Genomic DNA, 21,882 nt, shown 5'->3' with positions numbered 1-21,882 from the left:
ATTTTACGTAATTATATTGCAACGTAATAATAGTTATGTTACATTAATGTTACAAACGTTACGTTATCAAAATTAATGTAACGTTAACATAAAAACTATGAAATAAACATTTCTTAAAAATTACATATAGATAACTTATAAAAAGGGAGGATAAATGATATGAAAGAGCAAGTATTACAAGTAACAAAAGGTGATTTCGTAGGATCAGCAAGTGGAGCGGTAGTATTAACAGCGTTAATCGTATTTCTATCAAGCGTATTAGTATAATAGAAGCTTTGTAACAAAAGAAAAAGAAGGGAGAATGAAAGATATGAAAGAGCAAGTATTACAAGTAACAAAAGGTGACTTCGTAGGATCAGCAAGTGGAGCAGTAGTATTAACAGCGTTAATCGTATTTCTATCAAGCGTATTAGTATAATAGAAGCTTTGTAACAAAGGAAAAAGAAGGGAGAATGAAAGATATGAAAGAGCAAGTATTACAAGTAACAAAAGGTGACTTCGTAGGATCAGCAAGTGGAGCGGTAGTATTAACAGCATTAATCGTATTTTTATCAAGTGTATTAGTATAATAGAAGTTTTAAATCAAACAAAAAAGGAAGGAGAATGAGGGATATGAACAGTGAACAAGTGTTTCAAGTAACAAAAACAGATTTATTAGGATCCTTAGGTGGAGCAGTAATATTAACATCATTTATTCTATTCCTTGCAAATGTATTAGTATGAGATATATAAATACAATCATTCAAAAAAAATAAAGACTCTAACGTATTAGTAAGTAGTTAATATGTTGGAGTCTTTTTTATATTCTTCTTATATCCCCTCAAGTATTAAAGTTACCTCATTATCCAGCATTCATGGCTAATTAAACGCTGCGGTTGAAACTTGATTCAACGAATAATCAAAAATCCACTGAATAAAATCCCGCTTTATTTCAAAGAGAAAAAAGTCGAATTTTATATGTAAGAAAAAAAGAGGAATTTAACAGAAAAGATAGAAAATTTTAAAGGTCAGAATTTGTTAGCTTGCTAACTAATTTCTATTAATTAATGTTGGAAGCGTTTTCGGTTGGTTTTAAGTATGGACCATTTAATCTATTTACAGGGGGATGAAGATATTATGAAACAAAAATCTATGGATACGCTAGCTGCACAAATGGAGGACTTTTTTCCAGTACGTGATGTAGATCATTTGGAATTTTACGTAGGGAATGCGAAGCAATCGAGTTATTATCTTGCGAGAGCGTTCGGATTCAAAATTGTGGCTTACTCTGGATTAGAAACTGGAAACCGTGAAAAGGTATCTTATGTTCTTGTGCAAAAAAATATGCGTTTCGTTGTGTCTGGAGCTTTAAGTAGTGAAAATCGTATTGCAGAGTTTGTAAAGACTCATGGTGATGGCGTGAAGGATGTGGCACTACTTGTTGATGATGTTGATAAAGCATACTCAGAAGCAGTGAAACGTGGTGCCGTCGCAATTGCTCCACCGCAGGAATTAACAGATGAGGACGGTACATTGAAAAAAGCAGTTATTGGTACGTATGGTGATACAATTCATACGCTTGTAGAGCGTAAAAATTATAAAGGGGCATTTATGCCAGGATTCCAAAAGGTAGAATTTAATATTCCATTTGAAGAGTCTGGTTTAATTGCTGTTGATCATGTAGTTGGTAATGTTGAAAAAATGGAAGAGTGGGTTAGTTATTACGAGAATGTTATGGGCTTTAAACAAATGATTCATTTTGATGATGACGATATTAGTACAGAGTATTCGGCGTTAATGTCGAAAGTTATGACGAATGGAAGTCGTATTAAGTTTCCTATTAACGAACCAGCAGATGGAAAGAGAAAGTCACAAATTCAAGAGTATCTAGAATTCTATAATGGAGCTGGTGTACAACATCTTGCTTTATTAACAAGTGATATTGTTAAAACAGTTGAAGCGCTTCGTGCAAATGGGGTGGAGTTTTTAGATACACCTGATACTTATTATGATGAGTTAACTGCACGAGTTGGAAAAATCGATGAAGAAATTGATAAGTTAAAAGAATTAAAGATCTTAGTAGATCGTGATGATGAAGGTTACTTACTACAAATCTTTACGAAACCAATTGTAGATCGCCCGACTTTATTTATTGAAATCATTCAACGTAAAGGTTCTCGTGGATTTGGTGAAGGAAACTTTAAAGCGTTATTCGAATCAATTGAAAGAGAACAAGAGCGTCGCGGAAACTTATAAGATTTATATCCACCAGCAAAAGTCCCTTTGCTGGTGGAAATTTCATTTTTATAAGGAGGAATCAGGATGAAATTTGTTACATTTCGTCTTCCTTCAAAAGAACTACGGGCTGGATGGCTTGAAGGTGACAAAGTAATAGATATGAATCTTGCTAGTGAAGGGAAAATCCCTTCTTCTATGATTGCTTTTTTAGAGAAAGCGGATGAGTATGTAGAAGTAGTGCGGAATATTAAGAATCCAAATAAGGGTATATATGCTTTAGAAGAAGTACAATTGACAGCTGCTCTTCCTAATCCGAGTAGTATTCGAGATTTTTACGCATTTGAACAACATGTAAAAACAGCTCGCGGACGAAGAGGATTAGATGTTGTGCCTGAATGGTATGATATTCCGGTTTTTTATTTTACTAATCATCGTGCTGTAATTGGTTCCAGTGATTTTGTAATTGGTCCGAAAAAGTCTAAAAAGCTTGATTATGAGTTGGAGATTGCTTGCGTAATAGGAAGAGAAGGGCGAAATATTTCTCGTGAGCAAGCAGAGGAATATATTTTTGGTTATTGTATTATGAACGACTGGAGTGCGAGAGACTTACAAGCAACAGAAATGAAAGTAGGTCTTGGTCCAGCGAAAGGAAAAGACTTTGCAACTTCTTTAGGAGCACATCTTGTTACGAAAGAGGAATTAGACGTTTATCGTAATGGTGATCGATATAATTTAGAAATGACTGCTCATGTAAATGGAAAACTATTATCAAAAGGAAACTTCCAAGATATTTACTATACATTTGCTGAAATGATTGAACGTGCTTCAGAGGACGTTACGTTATATCCAGGAGATGTGATTGGTTCTGGGACAGTAGGAACAGGATGTATTTTAGAACTGGGTACAGAAGAGTGGCTACAAGATGGAGATGTTGTAGAACTGTCGATTACTGGTTTAGGTACACTACGTAATACGATCAAAAAAGAAAAGGAAGCGGGTGATGGGCATGTTTTATCGTCACATGGGAGAACTACCTCATAAACGACATGTACAATTTCGTAAAAAAGATGGATCGCTTTATCGTGAACAGGTAATGGGAACAAAAGGTTTTTCTGGTACGCAGTCTATTTTGTATCATCATTATATGCCGACAGAAGTAGGTCATTCTGCATTATCGCATTCTTGTCAGTTGCAGTATGAAGAGGATGTTGCTCTTTCTCATCGCCACTTTCGAACGAAAGAAAGTAAAAAAAGTGGTGATGCAATAAGTGGACGGAATTTCATACTTGGAAATGAAGATTTATTAATTGGAGTAGTGAGTCCAACAGAAAAAATGGATTATTTCTATCGTAATGGTGATGGCGACGAAATGTTATTTGTTCATTATGGAACAGGGAAAATTGAAACGATGTTTGGAACGATTCACTATAGAAAAGGCGACTATGTAACGATTCCAATTGGAACGATTTATCGTGTTATTCCAGATGAAGGAGAGACTAAGTTTCTTGTTGTAGAGGCGAATAGCCAAATTACAACGCCGCGTCGTTATCGAAATGAATACGGACAATTGTTAGAGCATAGTCCGTTTTGTGAAAGAGATCTTCGTGGTCCAGAAAAATTAGAGACATATGATGAAAAAGGCGAGTTTGTCGTAATGACAAAATCAAGAGGCTATATGCATAAACATGTTTTAGGACACCACCCGTTAGATGTTGTGGGATGGGATGGCTATTTATATCCGTGGGTATTTAATGTAGAGGATTTTGAACCAATTACAGGGCGCATTCATCAGCCACCGCCAGTACATCAAACATTTGAAGGACATAATTTTGTTATTTGCTCTTTCGTACCACGTTTATACGATTATCATCCAGAGTCAATTCCGGCACCATATTATCATAGTAATGTTAATAGTGATGAAGTTCTTTACTATGTAGAAGGAAACTTTATGAGTCGCAAAGGTGTGGAAGAAGGTTCTATTACACTTCATCCGAGCGGGATTCCCCATGGACCGCATCCGGGGAAAACAGAGGCAAGTATAGGGAAGAAAGAGACGCTTGAATTAGCTGTTATGATAGACACATTCCGTCCGCTTCGTATTGTAAAACAAGCACATGAAACAGAAGATGAAAAGTATATGTATAGCTGGATTGAACAAGGTTCATATACTGTGAAATAAGTGAAAAAAGGCATGCTCTCAATAAGGGGGCATGCCTTTTTCACGGAATCGACATGTATAATAATACCAAAAAAATAATGGAAAGATATATAGAAAGAATAATAAGGATTGTGCATATTCAGAAGAATTTCTACTTGTTTCGACAAAAGTATTGACTAGGAAAAGCGTAATGAGTAAAATAAAAAAGCGAATTAAAAATTTTCAGAAAATTTAAAACTTGGAGGGGTGAAAGATGAAGCAAATTTTTCAAAAGAAGCCAATTGCAAAGTTAATGCAAGAAAGTAAGCAAAAAACGTTAGCAAGAACATTGGGCGCGCTAGATTTAACTATGCTTGGAATCGGAGCAATTGTTGGAACTGGTATTTTTGTTCTAACGGGTGTTGTGGCAGCGAAACATTCTGGGCCAGCTATTATATTATCATTTGCGATTGCCGCTCTAGCTTGTGCCTTTGCTGCATTTTGTTATGCTGAATTTGCTTCTTCAGTTCCTGTCTCGGGCAGTGTGTATACGTATACATACGCGACGATGGGGGAAGTATTCGCATTTTTAATTGGCTGGGACTTAATGCTGGAATATTTACTTGCTACATCTGCTGTAGCGAACGGTTGGTCTGCATATTTTCAATCTTTATTAAAGGGGTTTGGAATTCATATTCCGACTATTCTCTCCTCGGCTCCTGGTACAGGTAAGGGTGGAATAATTGATCTACCTGCAGTTCTAATTATTTTAGTGATGACAGTTCTTTTATCTAGGGGTGTTCGTGAAAGTGCACGAGTAAATAACATTATGGTATTTATTAAAATAGCAGTTGTTCTTATTTTTATCTTTGCTGGTTTTAATTATGTGAAACCTGAAAACTGGACGCCTTTTATGCCATTTGGTTTAGATGGTGTAATGGCTGGAGCGGCTACAGTATTCTTCGCATTTATAGGATTTGATGCAGTTTCAACAGCGGCAGAAGAAGTGAAACGTCCGCAACGTGATTTACCAATTGGTATTATTGCATCGTTATTAATTTGTACAGTTCTTTATATCGTTGTTTCGCTTATTTTGACAGGAATTGTTCCATACGGACAGCTAAATATATCAGATCCAGTTGCTTTTGCACTTCAATTTATTGGACAAGATGGTTTAGCGGGGGTAATTTCAGTAGGAGCAATTACAGGAATTACAACAGTAATGCTAGTTATGATGTATGGGCAAGTTCGTGTTTCTTATGCGATGAGCCGAGATGGTTTACTACCGAAGCGTCTTGCTAAAGTTCATCCAAAATTTAAAACGCCATTTTTAAATACATGGACAACGGGGATTATTGCGGCACTGATTTCAGGATTAATAGATTTAAATGTTTTAGCACATCTTGTAAATATGGGGACATTGTCAGCATTTGCACTCGTAGCTGTTGCGGTAATCGTAATGAGAAGAACTCATCCAGACTTACCAAGGGCATTTAAGGCTCCGCTTGTACCATTTTTACCAGCATTAACAGTGATTTTCTGTTTATACTTAATGCTTCAATTATCGGGGACAGCATGGATTAGTTTTGGGATATGGATGGTTATTGGTATAGCGGTTTACTTCTTATATAGCCGAAAACATAGTGCTTTAAATAATAGTAAAAAAGAAGAAGATGTTGCGAATTTATAAGCGAAAAAATCCATTCTAATTCTGTTAGAATGGATTTTTTTTATTTGAAAATTTACATTTTTCTGAACTTATTATAAGATAATTGTTGGCTAACTAAAGGGGTGAAATGATGAAAAATACGTGGCGTGAGTTAAGGGAGATGGACCGTAACGTATGGATTCGATTTATTGGAGAGACGTTAAATGGAATTGCAATGATGATGTTAATGCCTTTTTTTGCATTATATTTAAAAGATAAGGTAGATTCGTTGTTGGAAGTTGGGGTTATTATGGCGCTTTCTCCAATTGCTGCAAGTTTTGGATCACTTATAGGAGGGAGAATTGCTGACATATATGGAAGAAAGCCTATTATGATATTTTCTATGGCAAGTAATGCATTATTAATGCTCGGTTTTCTATTTATAGAAGGATTTATTCCATATGCAATTTTATCTATTTTTTTAGGGTTGAGTAATTCTTTATTTCATCCAGCTGCATCAGCTATGGTCGCGGATGTAACGGCACCAGAAAAAAGAACAGAGGCATATGGTTTATTACGAATGGGACACAATATAGGTGCTGCGATTGGTCCGATAATGGGAGCATCAGTAGTTGTGTTGTCAAAGAACCTTGTGTTTATTATTGCCTCTTCTACAATGCTATTTTATGCGTTACTTGTATTACTTCTTATTCAAGAGACGATGCCAAAAAGGACAGATAAGGAAGAACATAAAGAAAAGGAAGCTGGGGCAGTTTGGAAAATTGTAATGCGAGATAAGGCATTAATGATTTACTTATTAGCAGGCATTATCATTTCGATGGGGTTTTCTCAAACCGAAGGCATGTTGCCACTACATTTTGATAATGAAATGAAGCATATTTTTGGAACGAATAATCCATATCCATATTTAATGGCGTTAAACGGACTATTAGTTGTTTTATTCCAATTTCAAATTTCAAAATGGGCTACGGATAAACCAGTCGGGAAGACGATGTTATATGGTGCGTGTTTATTCGGGATTGGATTATTTTTTATAGGGTGGTTACCGAAGTGGTTTGGAGAATTTAATACAAATGCTACAATTATTTTAATAATACTACTGTTCGTTTATGCTATATATACGTTAGGTGAGATGATTATGTCGCCTGTACAGATGACATTTGTAGCAAATTTGGCCCCTGAGCATTTGAGAGGGACTTATATGGGAGCTGCAAGTTTGCAGTGGATTACAGGAAGCGCATTTGGTCCACTTTTGGGCGGTTTTTTATTAGATCGATTACTTGGTCACTTTCTATTTACAATTTTAGCTGTAGGATGTGTAGTTGCAGGTATTGTATATGTTTCTTTAGATCGCCTTGTGGAGCAAAGGCAAAAAGACACACTAACCAAACAATCTTCTTAGTGAATAGGTGACATACACAAAAAAGGGGATTTCTACATATTTTAGGTACATAACTAGATTAGATTGCCATTTTATTTTGTGTAGTTATATAGAAAATGAAATGAAAAACCAATAAGTGATGTTATTTAATTATTTATGGAAGTTACATTTTATTTCAAATAGGAACTACCTATTTTTATAAAAAGTGCTAAAATAGAAAAATGAAAACAATTGGTTAGGGTGATTTCATTGACGAAAATTAAATTAGGTTTATTATATGGTGGAAAATCAGCTGAGCATCAAGTTTCGCTACAGACGGCTCTTGCTGCTATTAAAGCGTTAAATCAAGATAAATTCGAGATTCATCCAATTTATATTACAGAACAAGGTCAATGGATACGCGGTGAGCGTATTGAAGGCGAAGTAACAGATGTTGAAGCTTTAAAAATGAGCGGTGCAGAAAATGCGATTTCTCCGTTATCATTAAGTACAGAAATTATCCCATCTGCAGCTTCTGAGGAGAACGCTATTGACGTTATTTTCCCATTACTACATGGACCAAACGGTGAAGATGGAACGGTTCAAGGACTATTAGAATTAATGAATATCCCTTATGTAGGAAATGGTGTTCTAGCATCATCTGCTGGTATGGATAAAGTTGTTATGAAAAACATCTTTGCAGAGGCTGGTTTAAAACAAGCAAAATATGCATCCTTCATTCGTAGTGCATGGGAAAAAAATCGTGAGGAAGCTTATTCTAAAGTAGAAGATAAGTTAGGATATCCTTGCTTCGTAAAACCAGCGAACCTTGGTTCAAGTGTTGGTATTAATAAGTGTAAAAATCGTGAAGAACTTGAGGATGCATTTGTAGAGGCATTCCAATTTGATCGCAAAATTATTGTAGAAGAAAATATTGTAGGTCGTGAAGTAGAAGTTGGGGTACTAGGTAATGATGAGCCGAAATGTTCAGTTGTAGGTGAAATCGTTCCGAAAAAGGACTTCTATGATTATAAGTCGAAATATATCGATGGTGATACGGCGCTAATTATTCCAGCTGAAATGACAGAAGAAGAATCTAATGTAATTAAGCGTGATGCGATTATTGCATTCCAATCATTAGACGGTGCAGGTTTAACGCGAGCTGATTTCTTCTTAACGAAAGATGGAGAAGTGTATATTAACGAAGTAAACACAATGCCAGGATTTACACCGTTCAGTATGTTCCCTCTATTATGGCAACATACTGGGTTACCGTATCCAGAATTAATCGAAGAGCTAATTCGTTTAGCGATTGAACGTCACGAAGAAAAACAAAAAATTAAATATACAATCTAACAAAAAAGGAGGAAGCACTATTCATAGGAATAGTGCTTCCTCTATGTAAGGAGCGTTTATATATGATAAAGCGAATGTTAAAGCAAGTGGAACAGATGGTAAATGGTACTGAATTAGCAGAGCAATATGAGGGAATTACTATTCAAGGCGTGTCTATTGATACGAGAAAAATTGAAAAAGGAAACTTGTATGTTCCGATTCAAGGGGAGCGCTTCGATGGGCATGCTTTTGTAGATAAAGCTGTTGAAAATGGAGCTGTGGCTACATTATGGATGAAAGATGTAGCGAATCCACCTGAGAATCTTCCGGTTATTTTTGTAGAAGACACGCTATCGGCATTGCAAATGTTAGCGAAAAACTATCGCGATCAATTGGATGTTAAAGTTGTAGGTGTAACGGGTAGTAACGGTAAAACATCTACGAAAGATATTGTAACAAGTCTTCTTGCGACTAAATTCAAAGTGCAAAAAACAGAAGGGAACTTCAATAACCATATCGGATTACCTCTTACCATTTTAAACTTAGAAGAAAATACAGAAGTAGCAGTATTAGAGATGGGTATGTCAAGCCGAGGCGAAATTGAATTCTTATCTAAGTTAGCTCGTCCTAATGCAGCTATCATTACAAATATTGGTGAGGCACATTTAATGGATTTAGGATCTCGTGAGGCAATTGCTGAAGCGAAATTAGAAATTGTTACAGGATTACAAGAAGGTGGCGTGTTCGTATATAACGGAGATGAGCCTTTATTAACGAATCGTGTTCCTGGAATGAATTTAGCAGCAGAAACGGTTACGTTTGGTGATGCAAGAGCAAACGATTATTATCCAACGACTGTAACATTACAAGCAACTGGGACACATTTCAAAATGAATAGAGATGAAAATATTTCATTCTACTTACCGGTGTTAGGAAAACATAATGTGTATAATACACTTGCTTCAATGGCAATTGCGAAACATTTTGGTGTAACGTGGGAAGAGATGAAAGAAGGTTTAGTAACACTTCAAATGACGGGCATGCGTATGGAAATTGTGAAAACAAATAGTGGTTTAACAATTATCAACGATGCTTATAATGCAAGCCCGACGGCTATGGAAGCAGCATTCCATTTAATGAATGGTTTAGATGGTTTTGCTAAAAAAATCGTTGTGCTCGGTGATATGTTAGAACTTGGAGATCAAGAAGTACAGTTCCATTATGAGGTAGGAAAATTAATTGATCCAGCAAAAATCTCACATGTATTCACATACGGTAGATTAGGGGCTCAAATTGCTGAAGGAGCGAAAATTAATTTCCCTAATGAACGTGTAAAGGCGTATGATAATAAAGAAGAGTTAGTAAAAGATTTACAAGCAGTAGTCGATGTGAAAGATGTTGTATTAATAAAAGCATCTCGCGGTATGAAATTAGAAGAAGTAATTACGATGTTGAAATAATTGGTGTATATAAATAGGGATGATAGTTACGAAAATAGAAGAAACTTATAATAAGCGCTTACAGTAAATATAAAAAAATAAAAGTGAAGAAAAAAACTCTGAATATGAAAATAAGGTAACAGTTGGGTTTGCTTTTTACACATACAAAACTTATAATTGATAAAGTGTAATAACGTTTAGAAGTATTTTCGTGAAGAATATACGCCCGTTTATATACGTGAGCATTCAGGAAAAGGGCTTTTCCGCAAATTCGGAAAACGCCTTTTTTTAAATGATAAGTATAGGATAGAAAAGGAGAAGTAACATTGACAACATTTCGAGAATTAGGATTAAGTGATTCTTTACTGCAATCTGTTGAAAGTATGGGCTTTGAAGAGGCTACACCAATTCAAGCTGAAACAATTCCACATGCATTGCAAGGTAAAGATATTATTGGGCAAGCGCAAACAGGTACAGGGAAAACAGCAGCATTCGGATTACCACTATTAGATAAAGTGGATACACATAAAGAATCGGTTCAAGGTATTGTTATCGCGCCAACGCGTGAATTAGCAATTCAAGTTGGAGAAGAATTATACAAAATTGGTAAGCATAAACGCGTTCGTATTTTACCAATTTATGGTGGTCAAGATATTAACCGCCAAATTCGTGCTCTAAAAAAACACCCACACATTATTGTTGGTACGCCGGGTCGTATTTTAGATCATATTAACCGTAAAACACTTCGTCTGCAAAACGTAGAGACAGTTGTTCTTGACGAAGCGGATGAAATGTTAAACATGGGCTTCATTGAAGACATTGAAGCAATTTTAACAGATGTGCCAGAAACACATCAAACATTACTATTCTCAGCGACAATGCCGGATCCAATCCGCCGTATTGCTGAGCGTTTCATGACTGAGCCTCAACACATTAAAGTAAAAGCAAAAGAAGTAACAATGCCAAACATTCAGCAGTTCTATTTAGAAGTGCAAGAAAAGAAAAAGTTTGACGTGTTAACACGCTTATTAGATATTCAATCTCCAGAGCTTGCAATCGTATTCGGTCGTACAAAGCGTCGTGTTGATGAATTATCAGAAGCATTAAACTTACGTGGTTATGCTGCAGAAGGTATTCACGGTGATTTAACTCAGGCGAAACGTATGTCTGTATTACGTAAATTTAAAGAAGGTTCTATTGAAGTTCTTGTTGCAACAGACGTTGCTGCACGTGGTCTTGATATTTCAGGCGTAACGCACGTATATAACTTCGATATTCCACAAGATCCAGAATCATACGTTCACCGTATCGGTCGTACTGGTCGTGCAGGTAAAAAAGGTATTGCAATGCTATTTGTAACACCACGTGAATCAGGACAATTAAAAAATATCGAGCGTACAACAAAACGTAAAATGGACCGTATGGATGCACCGACACTTGACGAGGCATTAGAAGGTCAACAACGTTTAATCGCTGAAAAGCTTCAAAGCACAATTGAAAATGAAAACTTAGCATACTACAAGCGTATTGCAGAAGAAATGTTAGAAGAAAATGACTCTGTAACAGTAGTAGCTGCTGCTTTAAAAATGATGACTAAAGAGCCGGATACAACTCCGATCGCTTTAACATCAGAACCACCTGTTGTTTCAAGAGGCGGCGGTTCTAAAAAACGCGGCGGTAACGGAGGCGGATACCGTGATGGTAACCGTAATCGTAGTCGTGATGCACGCGGCGGTGGCGATGGACGTAATCGTGACCGTAACCGTGATGGACGTAATCGTGACGGAAACCGTGATCGCAATCGTGATGGTAACCGCGATCGTAATCGTGATGGTGGTAGTCGTGGTCGTAGAGGTGAAGGCCAAGGTCGCCCTGGTTCTTCAAATGGACGCGGCGAAAGAAAACATCATAGCCGTCCACAAGCTTAATAAAAAAAGAGAATGCCCTTTGCGGGCATTCTCTTTTTTTATTTCTATAATTGTGCATACTACATAATAGTTATGATAGAAAAGGGGCTGTTATATGCTTGTAAGGCTTGGTTACGTTGCGATGAGTGTACATTTGAAGAATGCATCTCCATCTCAAACGATGACGTATGCACAGTTTCAGAAATTAGATGATCGTGATGCTGCAATTCGTAAGCTTGAAAGAATTGCTAATTCCAATTTAGAAAATTGTTTACGTTTATTAAAGCATAATAAAGGACATGACATATCTTTCTTTCGGCTCAGTTCAAAGCTCATTCCTTTAGCGAATCATGAGGAATTGCTAGAGTGGAACTATATTCGTCCGTTAAAAGAAAATTTAAAAAAACTAGGTGAATATGCAGTTCATATGAATATGAGAATTGATTTCCATCCAGATCATTTTGTTGTACTAAATTCACCTGAGGAGAGTGTTTTTAAACAATCTGTAAAAACATTGCAGATGCACAAAAAATTATTAAAAGGCATGGGGATTGAACATAAGCAACGATGTGTACTGCATGTTGGAGGAGGATATAAAGATAAAGAACTTGCATTAGAGCGCTTTATAGAGAATTGGTCGAATGTCCCAAGGGGTATTCAAGAAATGATTATATTAGAAAATGATGATACAACCTTTACGTTAGAGGAAACATTATATTTAGGAGAAAAATTAGATATTCCCGTCGTATTTGACTTGCATCACCATATGATGAATAATGAGCAAGAAGATTGGTATGAAGATTGGGCACGTGTTGTTCATACGTGGGAAACGTCTTTGTTGCCGATTAAAATGCATATCTCTAGCCCTAGAGAGGGAAAAGATCCAAGAGCTCATGCAGATTATATTAATGTAGACGCATTTTTATCTTTTTTAAGAAGGATAAAGGGAAGTGTTCCGCAAATTGATTGTATGATTGAGGCGAAGATGAAGGATGAGTCTTTATTTCAATTAATGAGAGATTTAAGTGAACAAGTAGATGTAGAAATTATCGATGGTGCAAGCTTTTATATTAAATAAGCTTTGCACCATCGTTTTTTTTTGTTAAAAAAGGGGTTAAAATGCCACCGGTTATTAAACCTGTTAAATGACTGATCGGATTGGCAGAAGGGTTAAAGAAAGTAAATAGCAGTAATAGAAGTATCATAATTGAGAAAATGGCAATTTCTTTTGGTTTTGAAGAGCGGTATCGATTGTACAATAAAAATAACTGTGCACCTAATAGTCCGAAAATACCACCTGATGCACCTGCGTGAATATATTCAAGCGGCATAATAATATAAGAAGAAATATTTCCAGAAATTCCAGAGAGAAAAAATAGAATAAAAAAAGAAAAGTGTCCGAGTTGCTTTTCGATAGAAGAACCAAGAGCAAACAAAAAAATACTATTAGAAAGAAAATGTTGTAAGTCTACGTGTACGAGAAGAGAAGTTATGACACGCCACCATTCTCCTTTCGCGATATATTCATTAGAGGCTGCCAGTGGTAAGAGAAAAAAGTCGCCTAATATCATCATGACTAAATGAATAAGCAGTAAGGTAAGAATAGTCGGTTGTAAAGAAATATGAGTGGATCTTATTAGCATACGGTTACTATCACCCCTTTTGCATCAGAAAGATTCTCTGTTATTCTTATCAATATGAAAGAAGAAAGTTAAATAGAAGAAGGGGATTTCGAAATGATTATAGGGATTGGTATCGATATTATTGAATTAAATCGTATTGAAAAAATGCTAGATGGAAAGCTTAAATTTATGGAACGTATTTTAACGGAAAATGAACGTAATGTTGCTATGGAGCTGAAAGGAAGTCGCCTTACAGAGTTTGTAGCTGGAAGGTTTGCAGCGAAAGAGGCGTATTCAAAAGCTGTAGGTACTGGTATCGGAAAAGAAGTGAGTTTTTTAGATATTGAAGTGAAAAATGATGAAAGAGGTAAGCCAATTCTGATTACAAGTACAGAGCATATTGTTCATTTATCAATTAGTCATAGTAAGGAATTTGCTGTTGCTCAAGTTGTTTTAGAAAGCTCGTCACGCTAGTCTGCATATTTTATATCTTTGTCTCATATATTTGAGGTAGCGATAAGGAAGGTACATCTTCCATTCATTTATAGGGGCAAAGGGGCTGAATTGATGAAAAGGCGTCTGTTTTTAGTTCTTGTCGGTTTGTTGACCGTTTTTGTGTTGGCGGGTTGTATGGAAAAGAAGCAAGATGATGTCGTGAGAGATTTAGAATCAAAAGTAAAAGGGATGAAAAGTTATCAAGCTGAGGCAAAATTATCTATTAAAACAGGCAATGAGCCTCAAGAGTATAACGTAGAGATTTGGCATAAGGAACCGTCTTTTTATCGTGTGAATTTAAAAAATGCAAAAAAAGATCAGAGCCAAATTATTTTGAGAAATGAAGAAGGTGTATTTGTATTAACGCCAGCGCTTAATAAGAGCTTCCGTTTTCAAAGTGATTGGCCGCAAAATAGTAGCCAGGCTTATTTATATGAATCACTTGTAAGAGATATTTTGCAGGACAAGAAAAACCTTACTTTTGAGAAAACAGATAAGTATTATATTTTTAAAACAAAAACAAACTATCAACATCAAAATATGTTGCCGAGACAAGAGATTACATTGAATAAGAGCGACTTGACTCCAGTTTCAGTGAAGTTAATGGATAATGATCAAAATGTTCTTGTGAAAGTAGATTTCTCTAAAGTGAAATTCGATGCGAAATTTGATAAAGGTGCATTTGATACGAAACAAAATATGTCTAGAGCGCAGGTAGATGTTCAAACAACAGCGAAAGAAGACAAACCGTTTGCTATTTTGTATCCACTTGATACACCACAAGGTATGACTCTGCAAGATGAAAAAGAGTTGAAGACAGACAGTGGCAAGCGTGCGATACTCACATACACTGGAAATAAGAAATCCTTTACTTTAATACAAGAAAAGGCAAAAGTTGCAGAGGCATCATCAGCGGTAAGTGTAAGTGGAGAACCAGTTGATCTTGGGTTTACGATTGGTGCATTAACAAAAGACTCTGTAACGTGGTCGCATAACGGAGTAGAATATATGCTCGTGTCTAAAGGTTTAGAGCCGAAGGAGCTGTTAATGGTTGCTCGTTCAGTTACAGCGAAGCAGGTGAAGTAAACTTCTTAGACGTGGTGATATATGTGCACCACGTCTTTTCTTAGTTTGAAGGTGGATTTCATAAAAGAAGCATATAAAAGAATAAGCTTCGCATATCGTGTATAAGGAAGTGTATTTATGGAAGAAGCACCATTTTACCGTGACACTTGGGTGGAAGTGGATTTAGATGCCATTTATAACAACGTTACACATATTAAAGAGTTCATCCCAAGTAATGTAGAGATTTTTGCTGTAGTTAAAGCAAACGCATATGGGCACGATTATGTACCGGTGGCTAAAACGGCATTAGAAGCAGGTGCAACAAGGTTAGCTGTTGCTTTTTTAGATGAGGCTTTAGTGCTTCGGAGGGCTGGTATTACTGAGCCGATTTTAGTATTAGGTCCCTCGCCGCCGCGTGATGTAAATGTAGCTGCTGAAAATGATGTAGCGCTAACTGTTTTTCAAAAAGAATGGGTGGACGAAGCAATTAAACTTTGGGATGGTTCATCTGTAATGAAATTCCATATTAACTTTGATAGTGGTATGGGGAGAATTGGAATACGTGAAAGAAAAGAGCTAAAAGAATTTTTAAAGAGTTTAGAGGGTGCACCGTTTTTAGAGTTAGAAGGAGTATACACGCATTTTGCAACGGCAGATGAGGTTGAGACTTCTTATTTTGATAAGCAATATAACACGTTCTTAGAGCAGTTAAGTTGGTTGAAAGAATTCGGAGTGGATCCTAAGTTTGTTCATACAGCTAATAGTGCTGCGACGTTACGTTTTCAAGGGATTACATTTAATGCAGTGCGAATTGGGATTGCAATGTATGGATTATCTCCTTCTGTAGAAATACGTCCTTTTTTACCATTTGAATTAGAACCGGCGCTATCACTTCATACGAAAGTCGCTCATATTAAACAGGTAATTAAAGGTGATGGAATTAGTTATAATGTCACCTACCGAACGAAAACTGAAGAATGGATTGCGACTGTAGCGATTGGCTATGCAGATGGGTGGCTTAGAAGGTTACAAGGATTTGAAGTGCTTATAAATGGTAAAAGGGTACCGATTGTAGGGCGAGTAACAATGGATCAGTTCATGATTCATCTTCCTTGTGAAGTGCCACTTGGTACGAAAGTTACGCTTATTGGAAGGCAAGGAGATGAGTATATTAGCGCTACAGAGGTTGCGGAATACTCAGGGACTATTAATTATGAAATTATTGCAACGATCAGTTTCCGTGTGCCAAGAATATTTATACGGAATGGTAAGGTTGTAGAGATAATTAATTACTTGAACAATATATAGAAGGTAGTATGATTGCTTCTTGTCATTGGGGTGACTGTTCATTGCTGGATAATAAGCTCTTTTTGATGAGAAGCTTTTTACTTATAATCATTTTTTATATAAGTTGCACGTAAGTTTTGAAGAGGAGTTCTATTGTTTTTAGTGAGTTATGAGATAAAAAATTTAAGAAGATGAATGTTTTGTTTGTGAATTGGAAAACATAAGCAAGGAATAAGGAAGTCTTTGCAACAGGCTCCATACAATGGTATTATTACAATAGGTGTCATATATATATTTGGGTGTGTAGTTGACGGTGGAGGTGTATTTTTGTGTCCGAATCAAGTGTAACTACTGAAATCGTGGTTCGGTTGCCAAAGCAAATGGTAACGGAATTGGACGGAATTGGAAAACAAGAGAATAAGAATCGCCATGAACTAATTTGCCAGGCAACACAATTGTTATTGCGTCAACATAAGACGAAGAAACGCTACCAACATGAATCAATGCGACGTGGGTACATTGAAATGGGAAAAATTAATCTTGGTATTGCATCTGAAGCTTTCTTAGCAGAGTATGAAGCAGCTCATACAGTAGAACGCTTAGTTAGCGGGGGGTAATATTTTGATTGTAAAACGCGGCGACGTGTATTTTGCAGACCTTTCCCCAGTTGTTGGTTCTGAGCAAGGAGGCGTTCGTCCGGTTCTTGTCATTCAAAATGACATCGGAAATCGTTTTAGTCCAACGGTGATTGTAGCGGCTATTACTGCACAGATTCAAAAAGCGAAATTACCCACTCATGTGGAAATTGATGCGAAAAAGTATGGTTTTGAGAGAGATTCTGTTATTTTACTTGAGCAGATTCGAACAATCGATAAGCAACGCTTAACGGACAAAATCACTCATTTGGATGAAGTGATGATGAGTCGTGTAGATGAAGCGTTACAAATTAGTTTAGGACTAATAGATTTTTAAATCGGCAGTTTAAGTTGCTCTCTTTGAAGGGCAACTTTTTTTATTATAGAGGAGGTTACGGTTGTATATGGAAATGGTAGATAATCGACAAGCGTTAATGAAAATGTTAGTGAAAGAATTAGGCTTTACCGAAAAGCAAGTTCGTCATGTTATTCAATTAACAGAAGAAGGTAACACAGTTCCATTTATTGCTCGTTACCGAAAAGAATGGACAGGCTCTTTAGATGAGGTGCAAATTCGTACGATTTTAGAGAGATGGCAATATATGATGCAACTTGAAGATAGGAAGGAAGAAGTTCTTCGTCTTATTGATGAGAAGGGGAAACTGACAGAAGAGCTACGACAGCAAATTGTTAAAGCTACAAAGTTGCAAGAAGTAGAAGATCTATATCGTCCATATAAAGAGAAAAGAAGAACGAAAGCGACAATTGCTAAAGAAAAAGGATTAGAACCATTAGCTGAATGGTTATTGTTATATAAGAAAGAAGATCCGGCTAAAAAGGCAGTGGAATTTATTAATGTAGAGAAAGAAGTGCAATCTGCAGAAGAAGCTTTACAAGGTGCACAAGACATTATTGCAGAAATGGTTTCAGATGAAGCTGCGTATCGTAGTTGGATTCGAAATGTTACTTTTAGAAAAGGTGTTATGTCTTCGTCCGTGAAAGATGAAGAAAAAGATGAAAAGAATATATATGAAATGTATTACAGTTATGAAGAACCATTGCAAAAAGTAGTACCACATCGTGTATTAGCAATGAATCGTGGCGAGAAAGAAGATATATTGAGAGTTGCTGTTGTTCCGCCAGTAGATGAGATAGTAACTTTCTTAAATAAGAAAGTAATTCGTGATAACGATTCGAAAAGTGCACATTATGTACAATTAGCGATTGAAGATGGTTATAAACGATTAATTCAATCTTCAATCGAAAGAGAGATTCGTAAAGAATTAACAGAAACAGCTGAAGAACAAGCAATACATATTTTCTCTGAGAACTTACGTAACTTATTATTACAACCTCCGATGAAAGGGAAAGTCGTGCTAGCGGTAGATCCGGCATATAGAACTGGTTGTAAATTGTCTGTAGTAGATGATACGGGGAAAGTACTACATATCGATGTTATTTATCCGCATCCACCTGTTCGTAAATATGATGATGCAAAAACGAAAGTTCTTTCTATTATAGATAAATATCAAGTTGAAATGATTGCAATTGGTAATGGGACAGCATCTAGAGAAACAGAAGAGTTTATAGTAGATGTATTACAAAGTGTGAACCGAGATGTCTTTTATATTATTGTAAATGAAGCGGGTGCTAGTGTATATTCAGCTTCTGATTTAGCCCGTGAGGAATTCCCAAATTTACAAGTTGAAGAGAGAAGTGCCGTTTCTATTGGGAGACGTCTGCAAGATCCACTTGCTGAACTTGTGAAAATTGATCCTAAATCAGTTGGGGTTGGACAATACCAACATGATGTATCTCAAAAGAGACTGAATGAATCATTAACATTTGTAGTAGAAACAGCTGTTAACCAAGTTGGGGTTAATGTAAATACGGCTTCGGTTGCATTGTTACAATATGTTTCAGGTTTATCGAAAACTGTTGCGAAAAATATTGTGGCAAAGAGAGAAGAAGATGGGAAATTCACGAAGCGCACGGAATTAAAGAAAATCCCACGTTTAGGTGCAAAGACGTATGAACAATGTATAGGTTTCTTACGTATACTAGAAGGAGCGAATCCATTAGATCGAACAGGTATTCATCCAGAGCAATATAAAAATGTTGAATTATTATTGAAGAGTCTAGGGTTATCGATAGATGACGTAGGACAACCGCAATTACAAAAGAGATTGGAAGAAGTAGAGATTTCTAAGTTATCTCAAGAAACAGGAGTTGGGGAGCCGACGTTAGTTGATATTATAGATGCGCTTATTAGTCCAGAACGCGATATGAGGGATGAGTTGCCTAAACCACTTCTGAAAAAAGGGATTTTGAAATTAGAAGATTTAAAACGTGGTATGGAATTAGAAGGAACAGTTCGTAACGTTGTTGATTTTGGTGCTTTTGTTGATGTTGGCGTAAAGCAAGATGGTTTAGTACATATTTCTAAACTTAGCAAACAGTTTGTAAAGCATCCGTTAGATGTTGTATCAGTAGGGCAAATTGTAAAAGTATGGGTAGATGATATTGATACAAAAAAAGGACGCGTTGCACTATCTATGTTGCCGATTGAATAGTAAGAGAAGAGAGCAGATGAAACTGCTCTTTTTTTATGGAATAAAAAGTGTAATGGATTATGAGCTTTGATGTATTTTGCTATAATAAAACCAGCATTCATTTAATAACTTAATTTGATACCGGTTTTTTTCGAAATATGCACGTTGCATTTGTTTTTTTAGCCACGTAGGCATAGGAATCCCTCCTTGTTTAATCCTGCTCTCAAAAATCTAAAATGCTATTGATGAGAGGTTGGTGAGTGGATTTCTATTCATGTTTTGTTTTTAGAAACCACGCTTCTTACATGAGGATGGGTATATGTACTATTTAATATATGTATAAGAAGGGAGAAAAGTGTAAAAATATTTTTTTGTTTAGGAGGAATGAGAGTGGATGAGCAAGAAATTCAGCGACTAGTGGAAGAAGTGTCACTACAATACTTTGAGATGCCGTTCTTACATAAAGCAGTGTTTAATAATAGATTACGTACAACTGGTGGGCGTTATTTATTGAAGAGTCATAATATCGAATTGAATTATCGATATTACGAAGTGTATGGTGAAGAAGAGTTAGTCGGGATTATTAAACATGAGCTTTGTCATTATCACTTACATATTGCAGGAAGAGGGTATAAGCACAGGGACAGGGATTTTCGTGAGTTGTTAAAGAAAGTTGATGCACCACGTTTTTGTAAACGAATGATTAATGAAGAGAAGGAAAAAAAGATTTATAAGTATGAATGTATGGAGTGTTCACTTCAATATGTAAGAAGGCGTCAAATAAATACAAAAAGATATGTCTGTGGAAAGTGTAAAGGGAAACTCAAACCGATATCGAAAACATCTTGACAGTAAAAACGCAATCCAGTATATTATAAACATGTCACGTTTGAACAAGATGTTGTTAAAAACTTCTTGACTTACAGAGAGAATTTTTATAAGATACAAATTGTCTTCATTATTCCGCAGTAGCTCAGTGGTAGAGCTATCGGCTGTTAACCGATCGGTCGTAGGTTCGAGTCCTACCTGCGGAGCCATACAGAGAAGTACCCAAGTGGCTCAAGGGGCTCCCCTGCTAAGGGAGTAGATCGCTAACGCGGTGCGAGGGTTCGAATCCCTTCTTCTCTGCCATACATATTGGCCCGTTGGTCAAGTGGTTAAGACACCGCCCTTTCACGGCGGTAACACGGGTTCGAATCCCGTACGGGTCACCACTTCGGAGGATTAGCTCAGCTGGGAGAGCACCTGCCTTACAAGCAGGGGGTCGGCGGTTCGATCCCGTCATCCTCCACCATATGATTTTATATGAATAGTATTGTCGCGGGGTGGAGCAGCACGGTAGCTCGTCGGGCTCATAACCCGAAGGTCGCAGGTTCAAATCCTGTCCCCGCAACCAAATGGTCCCGTGGTGTAGTGGTTAACATGCCTGCCTGTCACGCAGGAGATCGCCGGTTCGACCCCGGTCGGGACCGCCATTTTAACTTCTGCTATATAGCAGTTGTTTTTTATTGGATATTATGTTACAATAACATTTGTCTTTGAAAAGAAGATAATTATTTCGATGGGCTATAGCCAAGCGGTAAGGCAACGGACTTTGACTCCGTCATGCGCTGGTTCGAATCCAGCTAGCCCAGCCATTTACGAGCCATTAGCTCAGTTGGTAGAGCATCTGACTTTTAATCAGAGGGTCGAAGGTTCGAGTCCTTCATGGCTCACTTTTGTTTTTTCCGCGCGGTCGTGGCGGAACGGCAGACGCGCTAGGTTGAGGGCCTAGTGGGGGAAACCCCGTGGAGGTTCAAGTCCTCTCGGCCGCACCAAAAAAATCTTAAAAAAGTACTTGTATTTGAAAATGTAGTATGATAAGATAATTGAGTCGCCAAATTACAACGACGAAAAAACATCATGAATAAGCGCCCGTAGCTCAATTGGATAGAGCGTTTGACTACGGATCAAGAGGTTAGGGGTTCGACTCCTCTCGGGCGCGCCAATTACGGGAAGTGGCTCAGCTTGGTAGAGCACCTGGTTTGGGACCAGGGGGTCGCAGGTTCAAATCCTGTCTTCCCGACCACGCGGGTGTAGTTTAGTGGTAAAACAAGAGCCTTCCAAGCTCTGGTCGAGAGTTCGATTCTCTTCACCCGCTTTTAGTTCTTTGAAAACTGAAC

General features: G+C 37.0%; 22 protein-coding genes and 12 tRNA genes. 32 read left to right on the top strand and 2 right to left on the bottom strand.

Features of this window, described 5'->3' with window-relative positions; translation table 11 throughout:
• Window positions 1-159: 159 nt before the first annotated feature.
• The 13 genes from DN404_RS25425 to uvsE all read left to right on the top strand — a co-directional run bounded on the left by DN404_RS25425 (window position 160) and on the right by uvsE (window position 13,142).
• The gene (locus DN404_RS25425) at window positions 160-267 is read left to right on the top strand and encodes a DUF3948 family protein (RefSeq protein ID WP_000664237.1); all 108 of its coding nucleotides are present in this window, start codon (window positions 160-162) and stop codon (window positions 265-267) included.
• Window positions 268-301: 34 nt separating this feature from the next.
• A complete protein-coding gene (locus tag DN404_RS25420; RefSeq protein WP_000654250.1) occupies window positions 302-418 on the top strand; it encodes a DUF3948 family protein in 117 nt (38 codons plus the stop codon).
• Between the two features lie 34 nt (window positions 419-452).
• The gene (locus DN404_RS25415; RefSeq protein WP_000654250.1) at window positions 453-569 is read left to right on the top strand and encodes a DUF3948 family protein; all 117 of its coding nucleotides are present in this window, start codon (window positions 453-455) and stop codon (window positions 567-569) included.
• A gap of 43 nt (window positions 570-612) precedes the next feature.
• Window positions 613-723, top strand: a complete 111-nt coding sequence (locus DN404_RS25410) for a DUF3948 family protein (protein WP_001083690.1) — start codon at window positions 613-615, stop codon at window positions 721-723.
• Between the two features lie 393 nt (window positions 724-1,116).
• The gene (gene hppD, locus DN404_RS25405; protein ID WP_000810922.1) at window positions 1,117-2,235 is read left to right on the top strand and encodes a 4-hydroxyphenylpyruvate dioxygenase; all 1,119 of its coding nucleotides are present in this window, start codon (window positions 1,117-1,119) and stop codon (window positions 2,233-2,235) included.
• A 66-nt stretch (window positions 2,236-2,301) separates the two neighbouring features.
• Window positions 2,302-3,258, top strand: a complete 957-nt coding sequence (locus DN404_RS25400) for a fumarylacetoacetate hydrolase family protein (RefSeq protein ID WP_000674004.1) — start codon at window positions 2,302-2,304, stop codon at window positions 3,256-3,258.
• A complete protein-coding gene (locus DN404_RS25395; protein ID WP_013141710.1) occupies window positions 3,224-4,396 on the top strand; it encodes a homogentisate 1,2-dioxygenase in 1,173 nt (390 codons plus the stop codon). Before DN404_RS25400 ends, DN404_RS25395 begins: the two co-directional genes overlap by 35 nt.
• 232 nt (window positions 4,397-4,628) lie before the next feature.
• Complete coding sequence (locus DN404_RS25390) at window positions 4,629-6,044, top strand: branched-chain amino acid transporter BcaP (protein ID WP_000809361.1); 1,416 nt, start codon at window positions 4,629-4,631, stop codon at window positions 6,042-6,044.
• A gap of 109 nt (window positions 6,045-6,153) precedes the next feature.
• On the top strand, window positions 6,154-7,425 hold the full coding sequence (locus tag DN404_RS25385; protein ID WP_049108565.1) for an MDR family MFS transporter: 1,272 nt from the start codon (window positions 6,154-6,156) through the stop codon (window positions 7,423-7,425).
• A 228-nt stretch (window positions 7,426-7,653) separates the two neighbouring features.
• Entirely contained in the window at window positions 7,654-8,739 is a 1,086-nt protein-coding gene (locus DN404_RS25380; protein ID WP_016124207.1) for a D-alanine--D-alanine ligase, read from the top strand.
• A gap of 62 nt (window positions 8,740-8,801) precedes the next feature.
• Window positions 8,802-10,178, top strand: coding sequence for a UDP-N-acetylmuramoyl-tripeptide--D-alanyl-D-alanine ligase (gene murF, locus DN404_RS25375; RefSeq protein ID WP_000595957.1), 1,377 nt, complete (start codon window positions 8,802-8,804; stop codon window positions 10,176-10,178).
• A gap of 305 nt (window positions 10,179-10,483) precedes the next feature.
• Complete coding sequence (cshA, locus tag DN404_RS25370) at window positions 10,484-12,085, top strand: degradosome RNA helicase CshA (protein ID WP_000206585.1); 1,602 nt, start codon at window positions 10,484-10,486, stop codon at window positions 12,083-12,085.
• Between the two features lie 94 nt (window positions 12,086-12,179).
• The gene (uvsE, locus tag DN404_RS25365) at window positions 12,180-13,142 is read left to right on the top strand and encodes a UV DNA damage repair endonuclease UvsE (RefSeq protein WP_000961166.1); all 963 of its coding nucleotides are present in this window, start codon (window positions 12,180-12,182) and stop codon (window positions 13,140-13,142) included.
• On the opposite strand, the gene DN404_RS25360 is transcribed toward uvsE, so the two are convergent.
• Window positions 13,135-13,707 (bottom strand): rhomboid family intramembrane serine protease, encoded by a 573-nt coding sequence (locus tag DN404_RS25360; protein WP_000908523.1) that lies wholly within the window; start codon window positions 13,705-13,707, stop codon window positions 13,135-13,137. The two genes, uvsE and DN404_RS25360, sit on opposite strands and share 8 nt — an antisense overlap.
• Window positions 13,708-13,800: 93 nt before the next feature.
• Here DN404_RS25360 and acpS point away from each other — a divergent pair, with 93 nt between their 5' ends.
• The 6 genes from acpS to DN404_RS25330 all read left to right on the top strand — a co-directional run bounded on the left by acpS (window position 13,801) and on the right by DN404_RS25330 (window position 19,741).
• Window positions 13,801-14,160: a holo-ACP synthase gene (acpS, locus tag DN404_RS25355; RefSeq protein WP_000583415.1), complete on the top strand. Its 360-nt coding sequence runs from the start codon at window positions 13,801-13,803 to the stop codon at window positions 14,158-14,160.
• A 156-nt stretch (window positions 14,161-14,316) separates the two neighbouring features.
• A complete protein-coding gene (locus DN404_RS25350) occupies window positions 14,317-15,267 on the top strand; it encodes a LolA family protein (protein WP_002004297.1) in 951 nt (316 codons plus the stop codon).
• 117 nt (window positions 15,268-15,384) lie between these two features.
• Window positions 15,385-16,554, top strand: a complete 1,170-nt coding sequence (gene alr, locus DN404_RS25345; protein WP_000390615.1) for an alanine racemase — start codon at window positions 15,385-15,387, stop codon at window positions 16,552-16,554.
• A gap of 308 nt (window positions 16,555-16,862) precedes the next feature.
• Window positions 16,863-17,150: an antitoxin EndoAI gene (locus DN404_RS25340; protein ID WP_000004570.1), complete on the top strand. Its 288-nt coding sequence runs from the start codon at window positions 16,863-16,865 to the stop codon at window positions 17,148-17,150.
• A 4-nt stretch (window positions 17,151-17,154) separates the two neighbouring features.
• Complete coding sequence (gene ndoA / locus DN404_RS25335) at window positions 17,155-17,505, top strand: type II toxin-antitoxin system endoribonuclease NdoA (RefSeq protein ID WP_000635965.1); 351 nt, start codon at window positions 17,155-17,157, stop codon at window positions 17,503-17,505.
• Window positions 17,506-17,572: 67 nt separating this feature from the next.
• The gene (locus DN404_RS25330; protein WP_000426236.1) at window positions 17,573-19,741 is read left to right on the top strand and encodes a Tex family protein; all 2,169 of its coding nucleotides are present in this window, start codon (window positions 17,573-17,575) and stop codon (window positions 19,739-19,741) included.
• A 57-nt stretch (window positions 19,742-19,798) separates the two neighbouring features.
• Here the strand turns inward: DN404_RS25330 and cmpA are convergent, their stop codons facing one another.
• A complete protein-coding gene (gene cmpA, locus DN404_RS25325; RefSeq protein WP_001143642.1) occupies window positions 19,799-19,915 on the bottom strand; it encodes a cortex morphogenetic protein CmpA in 117 nt (38 codons plus the stop codon).
• A gap of 195 nt (window positions 19,916-20,110) precedes the next feature.
• Between cmpA and DN404_RS25320 the strand changes: the two genes are divergently transcribed.
• The 13 genes from DN404_RS25320 to DN404_RS25260 all read left to right on the top strand — a co-directional run bounded on the left by DN404_RS25320 (window position 20,111) and on the right by DN404_RS25260 (window position 21,860).
• The gene (locus DN404_RS25320; RefSeq protein WP_000344237.1) at window positions 20,111-20,569 is read left to right on the top strand and encodes a SprT family protein; all 459 of its coding nucleotides are present in this window, start codon (window positions 20,111-20,113) and stop codon (window positions 20,567-20,569) included.
• A 113-nt stretch (window positions 20,570-20,682) separates the two neighbouring features.
• Window positions 20,683-20,757 (top strand) — tRNA-Asn (locus DN404_RS25315).
• Window positions 20,758-20,760: 3 nt separating this feature from the next.
• A tRNA-Ser gene (locus tag DN404_RS25310) sits at window positions 20,761-20,851 on the top strand.
• A gap of 8 nt (window positions 20,852-20,859) precedes the next feature.
• Window positions 20,860-20,934 (top strand) — tRNA-Glu (locus DN404_RS25305).
• 4 nt (window positions 20,935-20,938) lie between these two features.
• Window positions 20,939-21,014 (top strand) — tRNA-Val (locus DN404_RS25300).
• A 25-nt stretch (window positions 21,015-21,039) separates the two neighbouring features.
• Window positions 21,040-21,116: transfer RNA gene (locus tag DN404_RS25295), tRNA-Met, on the top strand.
• Window positions 21,117-21,119: 3 nt separating this feature from the next.
• Window positions 21,120-21,195, top strand: a tRNA-Asp gene (locus DN404_RS25290).
• A gap of 87 nt (window positions 21,196-21,282) precedes the next feature.
• Window positions 21,283-21,357: transfer RNA gene (locus DN404_RS25285), tRNA-Gln, on the top strand.
• Between the two features lie 5 nt (window positions 21,358-21,362).
• Window positions 21,363-21,435: transfer RNA gene (locus DN404_RS25280), tRNA-Lys, on the top strand.
• 16 nt (window positions 21,436-21,451) lie between these two features.
• Window positions 21,452-21,537: transfer RNA gene (locus DN404_RS25275), tRNA-Leu, on the top strand.
• A 93-nt stretch (window positions 21,538-21,630) separates the two neighbouring features.
• Window positions 21,631-21,707 (top strand) — tRNA-Arg (locus DN404_RS25270).
• Between the two features lie 4 nt (window positions 21,708-21,711).
• Window positions 21,712-21,788, top strand: a tRNA-Pro gene (locus tag DN404_RS25265).
• A gap of 1 nt (window position 21,789) precedes the next feature.
• Window positions 21,790-21,860: transfer RNA gene (locus DN404_RS25260), tRNA-Gly, on the top strand.
• The last annotated feature ends 22 nt before the right edge of the window (window positions 21,861-21,882 follow it).

Source organism: Bacillus sp. TE8-1 (genome assembly GCF_008368855.1).
In the GTDB taxonomy this organism is placed as follows: Bacteria; Bacillota; Bacilli; order Bacillales; family Bacillaceae_G; genus Bacillus_A; species Bacillus_A cereus.
This window is presented reverse-complemented; position numbering and strand designations above follow the sequence as displayed.